Below are 12395 nucleotides of genomic sequence, written 5' to 3' on the forward strand. Positions count from 1 at the left end.
ACACCCGTACCCATACCGAACACGAAGGTTAAGACTTAGACGGCTGATGGTACTGCATGGGCGACTGTGTGGGAGAGTAGGTGGTTGCTAGGTAATTAGTATCTTATGATACGAAAAAGACTTCACGATAAGTGAAGTCTTTTTTTGTATAGAAATATGTAAAATTTACAACCTAGTTGCACAATTTAAAAATTTTAAGATAAAATACGTAGATATTCAGATTGCTTACTAGAGTAAAAGTTATTCAAACTAAAACTATTTTTAAAACTTTACTGGATTCTCAGTAGATGCTTTAAAAATAGTTTTCAGATTTTAAAGGGTTACAGTTTTATACATAACAACAGTAAAAAATATAACTTACCCGCCTTCGTAGAGTAAAAAGGGCCCACTTCTATAGGTAGAGGGATTATAGAAGTGGTGTTTAATTTTGGTTCTTAAGATAACTCAAAGAATTTTTTATACACCTAAGGACCAATTAAAATAAAATTTATAATTTGCGGGAGTTCATAACCGTAGATCGTATATAAGAGCTAGAATAAAAGCATTGTTTTACATAAAGCTTTTTATACTACTGTGATGATACGATCCTCATAGATATATACGCAAGAGATTTTGTTTTTAAGGGGGTAATGATAATAATATTTTAAAGATAATAAAAGTGGACTTTTTTCCGTAAAGGAAATTGCAAAGTTTTCAATCTAGCTGAACCTAGTGATTTTAAGGATTTAGTATAACTTTTTAGGTTATACAGTAGGAAAACAACATATATTTGTCTGCCGGATTTTCGTCAGAGACATTCGTTAAGACAGATGCGCAAAAAAGCTTACTGAAGAAGTCACTTTAGTAAGCTTTTTATAATAAATTTCAAACTTGAAAGATTAGCATAATAAAGACAGAGAAATGCTTTTTATGAAAATTAAGTATTAATATCCATGATTTATGCATTGAAAAGCGAGTAAATCAAGGTATATACTGTAAAAAAAGTTCGCGATTGGACACATTATGGAAAATATATATTGGCACTTCCATAAATTTTGAATTATACCTACTAAAGAGAAACTGTATTACAAGTCTAAGGGGGAAGTTTTAATGGGATTTTTTACGAAAACTAGAGATATAGGAATAGATTTAGGTACCTCAAATACATTATTATATGTAAAAGGAAAAGGAATTTTATTAGTTGAGCCGTCAGTGGTGGCTATAAATACAAAAAATAGACAAGTCTTAGCAGTGGGAATAGATGCTAAAAATATGATAGGAAGAACGCCACAAGGCATAGAAGCTATTCGACCGTTAAAGGACGGTACAATTGCAGACTTTGATTTAACTCAAAAAATGCTGAAAAAGTTTATTGAAAAAGTTAATGATAAAGGTGCTGTTAAGAGCTCTAGAATCACTATTTCGCATCCTTCAGGAGTTACAGAAGTAGAAAAAAGAGCTATTAATGAGGCAATAAGCCAGGTTGGAGCTCGTAAAGTCATGTTAGTCGAAGAAGCAGTAGCTGCAGCTATAGGATCAGGATTACCTGTAGATGAGCCAGTAGGAAGCATGATTATTGACATAGGTGCTGGAACTACTGAGGTAGCAGTAGTATCACTTCAAGGGATTGTAACAAGCAAAACCTTAAGAATTGCAGGAGATGAATTAGACGAGACAATTATTGACTATGTAAAAAGGGAATTCAATCTGATGATAGGAGAAAGAACTGCAGAAAATATTAAAATTGAGCTAGGGTGTGTATATGCAAAAAGTGGTGAAGAAGAAAGAAGCATGGAGATAAGAGGAAGAGACTTGGTGACAGGACTACCAAAATCTATTATAGTTGTAGATAGCCAAATACGAGAAGCCTTGAAAAATCCGATTAATTTGATAATTGATGCAATTAAAGCTGCTATTGAAGAAACACCGCCAGAGCTTGCTGCAGATATAATGGATAATGGTATAATGCTTTCAGGTGGTGGAGCTCTTTTAAAAGGTCTAAGTGAATTGATACATAGTGAAACTCATATACATGTACATGTTGCAGAAAATCCACTTGAGTGCGTAGTTCGCGGCGCTGGAAAATGCCTAGACATGATAGATAAGATTTAATCTAATTTATAATCTACTTCTTGAGTTACTTTTTTCTTTGAAATAGTAGTCTAAATTTAGACTACTATTTTTGTCTAAAATAGTAAGCATGGACAAAATTGCCATCAATGCAGAAAATGTGATAATATACTAACGGGGATGTACTAATTTACTCAAAGATTTTGGAGGGATTAATATAAATAAGTTATATAAAAATATTTCGTTAGTACTTTTATTACTTTGTATTTCGCTATCATTTTATTTCATTCAAATTTCTATATTTCATGATCAAAGAGATACTGGATTTTATCTATTACAGGATTTAGCCTTTGTGCCACTGCAGGTTATTATTGTAACGGTATTGATAGATCAGATTGTGAAAGCTAAAGAAAAACAGGACAATCTTAAGAAGATAAGTGTGGTAATAGGTGCATTTTTCACTGAGACTGGAGTTAGAGCCATAAGTAATATGGCATGTTTTAATTTAAATTTTAAGGAAATTAGTGAAAAGCTTAGGATAGGAAATGGATGGTCTGATAAAGACTTTCTAAAGGCAGTGAAAGAATTCAAAGAATCTGAGATTATAGTTGATAGTAAATCAGGAGATTTAAATGAACTAAGAGAATTTATATTCAGTAATAAGCAAAACATACTTTCTATGTTTGAGAATCAAACTCTTCTTGAGCACAATTCTTTTACAGATATGCTTTGGGCTTTATATCATATTTACGATGAACTTTCATACAGAGAAGATCTTAATAATATTCCTAATGAAGATTTAGTGCATCTGTCAGCAGATATTAAAAGATGTTATAAGCAGATGATAGTTGAATGGATATACTATATGAATTACTTAAAAAGAGAATACCCATTCTTATATTCTTTGGCTGTTAGAAAAAATCCATTTACAAAACAAGCAGTATTGAATAAAAGCTAAAGAGTAATTTACTCAACATATTGCTCTAATCAAAGAATGCAGATGGAGTGATATAATATAGCTCATTGTAAAGAAATCTCTAATAATCTTATATAAGAACAGGCAGTCCTAATTTTAGTTGAAAGTGGACTGCCTGTTTTTAGTGGTAATAATATAAATTTATAGATATTGAATTAAATCATATTAAGAAGTCATTATTAATTAACTCATAGTCAATACTAGATTGGAAAACTCCAAGTTGATTTTTAAAAGAGTTAATTCTAGTAGCAATCTTTTTAAATCCAAGCTTTTCATAAACATGCTGAGCTCTTGTATTATTAATATTTGTATCCAGGATAATCTTTTCAACCTTTAAATTATCAAATAAATATGATATTAACAATTTTAAAGCTTTGGTGCCATAGCCTTTTTCCTGATAATTAAAGTCGCATATTTTAATTCCTATTTCTGCAATATTATCTTCTATTCAGTAGTTCATTTCGCCAACACTTTTATTATCAATCTCAATTATTATTCTTCTTGCAGCTCCATCAGTTTGATTTCTTATACTATCTTTTAATTTTTCTGAATCAGTATAAACACCATTTGGAAATCCTGCATGTGCCATTACCTCACCATCAGCCCACCAATTACAAAGTGTTTGTACATCAGATATAGTTGCATGTCTTATAACCAATTCGTTGCTTTTTAAATACATTCTAATATTCCTCCAATCAATTTCAACATATGCTTTAATAGCATGTAAATTAATTAAAAAACAGTGAACCCTAACTATGTTACTGTTAAAACAAGATATTAAAGCAACTATCTGAAGACTACTTTTGCTCTATTATATAATAGTCATCATATATCATAAATTTTCTGTTAAGTGGATAATATCCCTGCCTTGTTAATGCTGAAATTCTTTCACTGGCATCTGGAATGGCTTTTGTAATAATTGATTTAACATCAAAAGCATCAAAAAAGTTTTCGTTTACAATTTGTAATATATCACTAATTATTGGTTCGGTTTCATAATGGCTGTGTAAATCTATGCGCAAAACACCGAAGTGATTAAACTCATCGTCTGCGATTCTATGAAACATTTCAATAGTTCCAAGCTTTTCATTAGTATCATTTAAAATTATTGTCCATCTTATAAAATACTTATGAATATAAGAAAAGTTCCAAAATTCAATAGCTTGTCTCATTCTTTCTTTAGTTGTATAGTGAAAGTTATCTCCATTACAATTATCAGAATTAAAAAAAGGTACTGCTTTTTCGTCAGAATAGCATTTTAATAAATCTTCAGCATCTTCTAATTTTGTATGTCTTAGCGAAATAAGACCACCTTTATATATTGGACAATCAGTATAAATATTTTTTAATGTCATAAAAAATTGCTCCTTTTTACGTATTTGCTTAAGCTTTGAAAGCAATGCTTTATATTAGCTTGCAATGTTACTATTATTTCTATTTGCTTTTTTGGTTTATTAATTCGGAGTTATATGTTTTTTGTAAAGATGATCTCTAAAGGCTCATTTTCTAGTAATAAGCTTCCTGCATCTTTATAGCCTAGTTTTCTATAAAAATGCTGAGCTAGTTCATTAGATAAAGTAGAGGTCATAACTAATTCATAGCCTCTAGCTTTCATTTCAATCTCCCAAAAATAAACTAAAGATGTACCAACCCCTTTATTTCTATAAGCTTCATCAATATAAAGCAAATTCATAAAAGGAGTATTGTCCCAAAAGTAATTGAATCTTAACCATCCAAGTATTTTATGTTCTTCATCTTTTACTAATAAAATCTCCTTTGATTTAATTTTCATTTCTACTAGTTCTGTAGAAACATGTTTATCATTATCAATAATATATTGAATTTCTGACTTATTTGCATATTCTATATTAATCATTTATTATCACATCCTTTATATCAGTAAATTGTTTTAAAGTTTCGTTATCCTCAGGTTTAGAACAGCCAGTAATTAATAATAAGGAAAAAGTAAAAATAATAGATTTTAAGCTCAAAGTATCATCAGGATTTATCTATTAACAAATATTTTACAATAATTCTAAAACATTTCCATAAAAGCTTCAAGTATATTCCAGTTACAAATTGATATAAGTTTATTTCTAGTAAGATCTAATATGAAACTAATAAATATACAGTATGTGGAATAAAATGTTATAATATGTATGTGGTAAGCTTATGAATTTGAAAAGTCATATTATGGATGTACCACTTCGTAATAAAAATAGATTTCGATTCGAGGTGGTACATCTATATTAATAGGGGATAATGGTATGAATGAAATTATATGGAATGAGAAGCTTGATTTTTTAAAAGCAATTCGAACTGGGTGGTGTAATGCTGACTATATTGAGTTTTTGGTAGAAAAGGTTTGGAAGATAAATAAGCCGGTTAATATATTAGACTTTGGATGCGGATTTGGCTATGTTGGGCTATTGCTACTTCCAATGTTGGCTAAAGGGAGTACATATACAGGTATTGATTTTAGTGAGATCCTTTTAACTGAAGCAGAAAATATTTTTGATGAATCAGGCTATTCTACAAGATTTATTAAAGCAGATCTTAGTGAGTATATGCCTGTAGAAACGTATGACATTGTTATATCACAGGCTGTTTTAAGACATATTCCAGGTGCAAAAGATATTCTGGAAAAAATGATACAATCAGTTGTTCAAGGTGGATTAGTGATTTGTATGGAAGGAGACCTGGAGATAGAAAAAGCAGGTCAGTATTTTGAAGGTCTCGATTATACGGAACTGGATATTCCGAGTTTACATAGAAAAATGTTTAGAAAAGAACTATTAGATGGGGGAAGGGATTATAGATTTGGCATAAAAATACCTGTTTTGATGCAGCAATTAGGCCTAAGTGATGTTGGAGTTAGAATGAATGACTGTGTAAAGTTTATAAATCCATTTGGTGATAAAGATGTACATGAGAAACAATATAATGCCATAGTTAAAGCTTGGGGATGGGATAAAAAAATATCAAATCAGGAAAAGCTAAATCTCATCAACACATTTATACAAAGAGGATTAAGTGAAGAAGAGGCAGGAAAATTTGTGGATGGACAAATTAAGATTAGCAATTATGCAAGAGAGCATAAACACAGTGCTTTTATAATTCAAGCACCATGTATAATGATCTCTTATGGGAGGAAATAGATTTTTGTGGACATGCATTTTGAGAAAGGAAAACTTAATTAACAGTTTTTAATTTGGATAGATCAATACAGGAGGTTAAATTATATGAGAAATATGGGTAAATTAAGAAATATCCTTTAATTTAAAACAATTAAAGGAGGAATATAAAATATGAATATTAACAAAGAAGTAATGGAGCAGGAGGCTCGAAGTTTTTTATCAGTATTATTTACATTACCAGAAGTGGAAAAGGTTCAGATAAAGGAAGTTTTTATTTTATCTAAGGATGATAACCGGAATATCAAAAAGGGCTTAGAGCAATGTTATCATGATAAATACAGTGATGTAGATATAAATGTTTATTTAAGATTGCACCCTAATGATTATGATGAAGAAACTCCAATCTACAAGAAGTATTTTTCTAGATTAGAAATTCAAGATAGAATATTTGGTATCATATTTCAAAAAAGAGTTGAAGATAAAGAAGGTATGCGTATATGTCTAAACAGCGGTATACGTATCGATTTTTCCTGTTTTTGCAGGTGTGATGAAACCGCTAATCTATTAAAATATGAACAAACAGCTATTGATGACAATGAAAAGTTATCATGCAAATATGATTTAGAAAAGGCAGATTGGTTTTGGTTTGTTGCAGTGCAAGCTTTAGGTAAATTAATGAGGGAGGATTATTTAATATCCTCACATTTAGCCCATACGCTTATTATGGAAGGGCTAGTAAGTCAAATGATTATTAGAGACAATCAGTATAATACGAACTTTCATAGATATGGGTATTCAGAGCAGCTTGAATATTTAAAAGTAGATACCACTCATATAAATGAATTTAAAATCCATAATGATGAAACTCATAATCACATAGCTGAACTTCTATATGAAGCAGTAGTTAGTTATGATGAATTACAAATGAAGTTTAACACTAGATATGTCAGTAGACTTAAGCTATTTGTGGAAATTTGGAGTGAATATATAAAATAGCCAAGATATTTAGATTTATGCTTTAAAGAAAGTAGGTATGTAATGCAATGAAGAATCTAATTTTTATAAATGGAACCATGGGAGTAGGCAAGACAACAACAAGTAAAATACTTCAAAGACAGTTACCTAAAGCTGTTTTTCTTGATGGTGATTGGTGCTGGGATATGTCACCTTTTATTGTCACAGAGGAAACTAAAAGAATGGTTATTGATAATATAACTTATGCGTTAAATAATTTTATTGCATGCTCTGAGTATGAAAATATCATCTTCTGCTGGGTTATGCACGAACAAAGCATTATTGATGAAATATTATCAAGATTAGATACAAAGGATTGTAAGGTTTATAAGTTTTCAATAATATGCTCAGAGGAAGCCTTAATATCAAGAATTAAAGAAGATATAAAGCAGGGAATTCGTAGAGAAGATGTTATTGAGAGGAGTGTACCAAGATTGCAGTGCTATCATAATATGAATACTGAAAAGATAGATGTAAGCAGTATTTCGCCAAAAGAGGCGGCAGAGAAAATATATAATAAGGTTATCCGTTGGTGATAAAACAAGTACTTTAATGATAGAGCAAATTAGTTATTATGGGGGGAATTATGAAAAAGGTTATTGCTATAATCACTATTATTATAGTTTTGATTGCTGGTTTTTACATTTACAAAATAAAGAGTTTTGAAAATCAAAGATCTGAAAAAATTACTAATGCTAAAGTAGCAATGGAAAAGTATTTATCAGAAAAAGGTAGTAAAAGTGGAGATTATGATTTATTTGTTGATTATCGTTTAGACAGTGAAATGCTTGGCTATGGGGGCTATGTAATTAAGGTTACCTTTAAAGACGAGCCTTCAGTGACATATGTATATGATTATACTGGTGAGAAAAAAATATCTTCTAGATCAATGGTAGATAACGCTAATCCAGATAATAAAAGTTTCAAACATGAAAATTAAAGAGTTACTATATTGAAATTGAATATTATTGATTGGAGTGAGGGCTATTTTAAATATTAAGAAAAGACCAGTTTATCTTTTTCTATGTGTCATCTTAATTGTAATCATAGTTTATAATGTAAGGCAGCCTCAATCTATAAAAACTAAGCCTTACACAGGAAGAAACCTAAGCATTGGAATCGTAGGAGAAATACCAAAGGTTCGTGAAAAACAAGTTAAGTTCACGAAAATTCAGTTCACTGATATGGGAAAAGAGAATTTTGATTCAAACTACGATGCAATCTTTATAACTAAAGAAAACTTGTCTGAAGCGGCACAAGCAAAGTATGCTACTATATATAAAAAGTCTAATATTCCATTCTTTTTTATCCAGACTGAAAAGAGCTTTCCACCATTTACACTTGAAGAATTATCATATGAGGATGCAGCAGATTCAAAAGATCAAACATATATGACGGGCATATTGTGTGACGAGGATAATTTATCTGTTTGGAGATACAGGCTATATAACGATATTGAAAATGAAGAGAATATTAAAGCAGCGTTTACAAATGTTTTTCAGACAATATCTGAGAAGGTAGAAAAGTAGCATGAAATTCTATAACATTAAGTATTGATATAATAATTGATTAAGAATTGATGAAGGTTAAAGTATATTTAATAAGTTAGGAGGAGATATATGTTATATTTTACTGGAGGGATATGTGCAGTTTGTGGTTTTATATTTAGGATTTTTCCACCACATAAGATTAATTATATATATGGGTATAGAACAAAATTCTCAATGAAAAATCAAGATACATGGGATGAAGCTCAAAGATATTCTTCTAATAGTCTTATTATTTTTGGCCTGATTTATATGGGGTTAGGGTTTCTTTTAAATCAATTTCTTAGTGGTTTTAATACTGAGTATAAAGTGATAATTTTTTTAGTAGGTGTAATTGTTATGCTGATTATAGATGAAGGTCACTTGAGGAAAATTTTTAATAGCGATGGAAAGAGGAAAGTATAATAAAAACTGCCAGCAAAATTATGCTGGCAGTTTCTATTTAGGGTTTATATATTTTTAATAGTGAGTATATTATTAACTCAGCTAGTTTTAAGGGCTAATTTTATTTATGATACTAATCTAAGTTAGCAGCAACTTCGTCTTTAACAGTTACGCCGTTCTTTTCAAGTTCAGCTATCTTCTCAGCAAATTGAGGTAAATGCTTCTTGTGAGCGATTAATAATTCATCTAACACACGCTTAGCAGTTGCACCACCAGGAATTTGTGGATTTAGTATGAATGCTTGCAATGCAAGTCCATAATCACCAGTTACAGCAGCTTCACATACACAAAGCTCCATATTCTTCATAAGTTGTAACCATCCACGTTGTGCTGGTTCTAATGGTCCAAATGCTATTGGAAGAGCACCTTTACCTGAAATATAAGCAGAAACTTCAACTACGCAGTCAGCTGGTAGGTCAGGAACAGCTCCATTGTTTTTAGTTGAAACAACGATGTGAGCTTTCTTATCAGCATAGATAGAAAGTATTGTCTCACAAGCTGCATCTGAGTAGTGTGTACCACCACGTTTAGTCAATTGCTCTGGTTTGTAGTTTAAGTTAGGATCTTTATATAATTCAAAAAGTTCAGCTTCAGTTTGTTTAACTTGTTGTCCACGAGTTCCAACACCGTTAAATTCTTCTATGCCATGCTTTAACATTTCTTCTTGTAAGTAATAGTATCTATGATATCCACATGGTATTAAATTCATTTGCTCTAATTGCTCTCTGATAAATGGAACATCATGAATGTTTGCAGGGATACCTGAATCATTGCTGTACATCTTATCAATTATTTGAGCAGTAACATCATTTCCATTCTTGTCACTAACTTTATGCCAGTGGAAGTGGTTTAGACCTGCAAATTGATATGTTAAATCTTCTAATTTTACACCAAGCATTTCTGGTTCTTTCATCATAGCACCAACTGGTACATTGCAAAGTCCGATAACCTTGTCCCATTTACCGTATCTTACAACAGCTTCAGTTACCATACCACTTGGATTTGTGAAGTTAACAAGCCATGCATTTGGGCATAACTCTTTCATATCCTCAACAATGCCAAGAATTATAGGAATTGTTCTGAAGGCTTTAAATATACCACCAGCACCATTTGTTTCTTGTCCTAACATTCCATAAGAGAAAGGAATTCTTTCATCTTTTATACGTGCATTTAATAATCCAACTCTAAATTGAGTAGTTACGAAATCTGCATCCTTTAATGCTTGTCTTCTATCTAAAGTTAAGTGTACTTTAACATCGTATGGTGAAGCATCCCACATACGTTGTGCCATAGCACCAACTATTTCTAACTTTTCTTTACCTGCTTCAATATCAACTAACCAAATTTCTCTGATTGGGAGCTCTTCATATCTCTTTATAAAACCTTCCATTAATTCTGGAGTATAGCTGCTACCTCCACCGATTGTTACGATTTTAACTGGTTTCTTTTCCATCTCAATACCTCCTCAACTAATCTACTTAAACAATAAACAATATTCTAAATCATTTCAACATTGTTTCAATTCGTGAAACGATTTTCAGAATAAGAAAACGTTATAATATAGATTTAACTTAGATATGAATGCTTTTATTTTCGTCTCCACACAATAAAGAAAGCCTATAAATTTCTAAAATTTATAGGCTCTTTTTATGTACGCGTTCAAAGTATTTTAGAGGTATTAAATTCGCATAACACTGTAAGATCATAGATGAGCTCAATTCATATTTATTAGGTAGTGAGATTATATGATCTATAAATGATGGTGGAACTTTTATAACAGAAGTAGTTATCATATATATCTTTGGCTTATTCTTTTTGTCAAAAAAACCATCTCTTTGAAATAATCTGGAAAAATACTTGCCCGAGGCTGAAAATATAATAATTAAGTTTTCATTTGTTGCAGCTTCAATAAATTGTTTTTGGTCTATGTAAGGCATTCTCGTATATACCATTTTACCATTTGAAAATAAGTCGTGCTGAAGAGATACAGCTATATTTCCAGACTGCATATGACCAAAGGCAGCTACTTTATCATATTTAAACAAGTCTTCTACCAGCTCATTCAAGATCTTTGAATTTAGAGACTCTTTAACTAGCTGAAGAGCTTTTATTGTTTCATCTATAAACTGAGTTGTACTGTTTTCTAAATTTGCAATAGGAGAATATTTTTCTATTACGTCAGATTTTCTATTCTGACAAATAAATTTAAACTCATAAAAATTATCCACACCAATTTGTTTACAAAATCTACTTACGGTAGCCTTAGAAACATTGCAGTTTTTTGCAATAGTGGACATCGAAAGATCTTCTAGGTCATTTATATTTAATAGAAGATAATTAGCAATTTTAAAATTTACTGAATCTTCATCTAAAGTGTTTATTACATTTAATAATAAGATAATAATACTAGGCATTTTTTGCACCCCCATATAAGCAGAATAGATATTCTACTTTAATTCTATAGAACTAGGTTTCGGTTCGAACTGATAGATCTTTATATCTATATGTTACCATATTGCTGCTGAAAAGTAAGTAAAGTATTAATACATACATTTAAAGAACATAAAGGTAAATTAAGTTATTAAAAAGTAAATCATTAACATAAGTATGAGTCTCTTAAATACCTTTCTTAGAAATAAAGTTGAATTGTATTATTAATGAAAGGGAAATATTATTAAAAATTCTAGAAGTATCCCGCAATTATTTATAGTGATTTACATTATTAGGTCAAAAATGTACCTTCACTTATATTTATGTCTATAGAAAATAGATTTTTTGGGGAAAACACTTCCAAGTGTATCAATTGGTGAAATACTTAGGAATATGGAGATATTTTTAAAAAATGTATAAGTAAATTGAACTCAGGGCATATTACATATTATTGAGCATCAATGGATGTGATATCATAGTTTATGTCGCTGCAACACAGTTCGACAAAATAACACAAGATTTTAAAGTGAAATTTAAATTATATTTAAAAAACTTTTGAAAAATGTGTTGACAAAGAAATCTTACAGTGGTAAGATGAATAAGCTGTCAGAAAGATGGCGATAAAAACTTGGTCTTTGAAAATTAAACAGAGAAGATAACATAAAGTCTAAAATTAGACTTAAAATAAACCAGCAATTCTTTTGAAAAAAGACTTACTAAGTAAGTAAGCTATGATTAAACTTTAAATTGAGAGTTTGATCCTGGCTCAGGACGAACGCTGGCGGCGTGCCTAACACA

14 protein-coding genes and 1 rRNA gene are annotated in these 12395 nt (G+C 30.5%); 9 read left to right on the forward strand and 6 right to left on the reverse strand.

The window, feature by feature from the left end:
- From rrf to OCU55_RS23510, 3 genes are all read left to right on the forward strand, one after another.
- A 5S ribosomal RNA gene (rrf, locus tag OCU55_RS23500) occupies positions 1–93 on the forward strand; the annotation flags it as partial.
- A 996-nt stretch (positions 94–1089) separates the two neighbouring features.
- A complete protein-coding gene (gene mreB, locus OCU55_RS23505) occupies positions 1090–2091 on the forward strand; it encodes a rod shape-determining protein (protein ID WP_261854688.1) in 1002 nt (333 codons plus the stop codon).
- 310 nt (positions 2092–2401) lie between these two features.
- A complete protein-coding gene (locus tag OCU55_RS23510; RefSeq protein ID WP_261854689.1) occupies positions 2402–3007 on the forward strand; it encodes a hypothetical protein in 606 nt (201 codons plus the stop codon).
- 178 nt (positions 3008–3185) lie between these two features.
- On the opposite strand, the gene OCU55_RS23515 is transcribed toward OCU55_RS23510, so the two are convergent.
- The 4 genes from OCU55_RS23515 to OCU55_RS23530 all read right to left on the reverse strand — a co-directional run bounded on the left by OCU55_RS23515 (position 3186) and on the right by OCU55_RS23530 (position 4901).
- Positions 3186–3473 (reverse strand): GNAT family N-acetyltransferase, encoded by a 288-nt coding sequence (locus OCU55_RS23515; protein WP_345795609.1) that lies wholly within the window; start codon positions 3471–3473, stop codon positions 3186–3188.
- A complete protein-coding gene (locus OCU55_RS23520; protein WP_261854690.1) occupies positions 3474–3704 on the reverse strand; it encodes a GNAT family N-acetyltransferase in 231 nt (76 codons plus the stop codon).
- Positions 3705–3822: 118 nt separating this feature from the next.
- Positions 3823–4380, reverse strand: a complete 558-nt coding sequence (locus OCU55_RS23525; protein WP_261854691.1) for a GNAT family N-acetyltransferase — start codon at positions 4378–4380, stop codon at positions 3823–3825.
- Positions 4381–4490: 110 nt separating this feature from the next.
- Positions 4491–4901, reverse strand: coding sequence for a GNAT family N-acetyltransferase (locus tag OCU55_RS23530; protein WP_261854692.1), 411 nt, complete (start codon positions 4899–4901; stop codon positions 4491–4493).
- A gap of 391 nt (positions 4902–5292) precedes the next feature.
- On the opposite strand from OCU55_RS23530, the gene OCU55_RS23535 reads away from it, so the two are divergent.
- The 6 genes from OCU55_RS23535 (at position 5293) to OCU55_RS23560 (ending at position 9128) form a co-directional block, all read left to right on the forward strand.
- Positions 5293–6183: a class I SAM-dependent methyltransferase gene (locus OCU55_RS23535; RefSeq protein ID WP_261854693.1), complete on the forward strand. Its 891-nt coding sequence runs from the start codon at positions 5293–5295 to the stop codon at positions 6181–6183.
- A gap of 150 nt (positions 6184–6333) precedes the next feature.
- Complete coding sequence (locus tag OCU55_RS23540) at positions 6334–7158, forward strand: hypothetical protein (RefSeq protein WP_261854694.1); 825 nt, start codon at positions 6334–6336, stop codon at positions 7156–7158.
- Positions 7159–7205: 47 nt separating this feature from the next.
- Positions 7206–7712 carry an AAA family ATPase gene (locus OCU55_RS23545; RefSeq protein ID WP_261854695.1) on the forward strand — a complete coding sequence of 169 codons (507 nt, stop codon included), beginning with the start codon at positions 7206–7208 and terminating at the stop codon, positions 7710–7712.
- Between the two features lie 50 nt (positions 7713–7762).
- Positions 7763–8116, forward strand: coding sequence for a DUF3139 domain-containing protein (locus OCU55_RS23550; protein ID WP_261854696.1), 354 nt, complete (start codon positions 7763–7765; stop codon positions 8114–8116).
- A gap of 28 nt (positions 8117–8144) precedes the next feature.
- Entirely contained in the window at positions 8145–8705 is a 561-nt protein-coding gene (locus OCU55_RS23555) for a cytochrome c family protein (protein WP_261854697.1), read from the forward strand.
- Between the two features lie 90 nt (positions 8706–8795).
- Positions 8796–9128 (forward strand): SdpI family protein, encoded by a 333-nt coding sequence (locus tag OCU55_RS23560; protein ID WP_261854698.1) that lies wholly within the window; start codon positions 8796–8798, stop codon positions 9126–9128.
- A gap of 112 nt (positions 9129–9240) precedes the next feature.
- Here the strand turns inward: OCU55_RS23560 and OCU55_RS23565 are convergent, their stop codons facing one another.
- Together OCU55_RS23565 and OCU55_RS23570 are read right to left on the reverse strand one after the other, a co-directional pair.
- Positions 9241–10620, reverse strand: coding sequence for a 6-phospho-beta-glucosidase (locus OCU55_RS23565; RefSeq protein ID WP_261854699.1), 1380 nt, complete (start codon positions 10618–10620; stop codon positions 9241–9243).
- A 181-nt stretch (positions 10621–10801) separates the two neighbouring features.
- Entirely contained in the window at positions 10802–11581 is a 780-nt protein-coding gene (locus tag OCU55_RS23570) for a MurR/RpiR family transcriptional regulator (protein ID WP_261854700.1), read from the reverse strand.
- Positions 11582–12395 lie beyond the last annotated feature (814 nt).

This window comes from Clostridium folliculivorans, from assembly GCF_024341905.1.
Lineage (GTDB): Bacteria > Bacillota > Clostridia > Clostridiales > Clostridiaceae > Clostridium_AR > Clostridium_AR folliculivorans.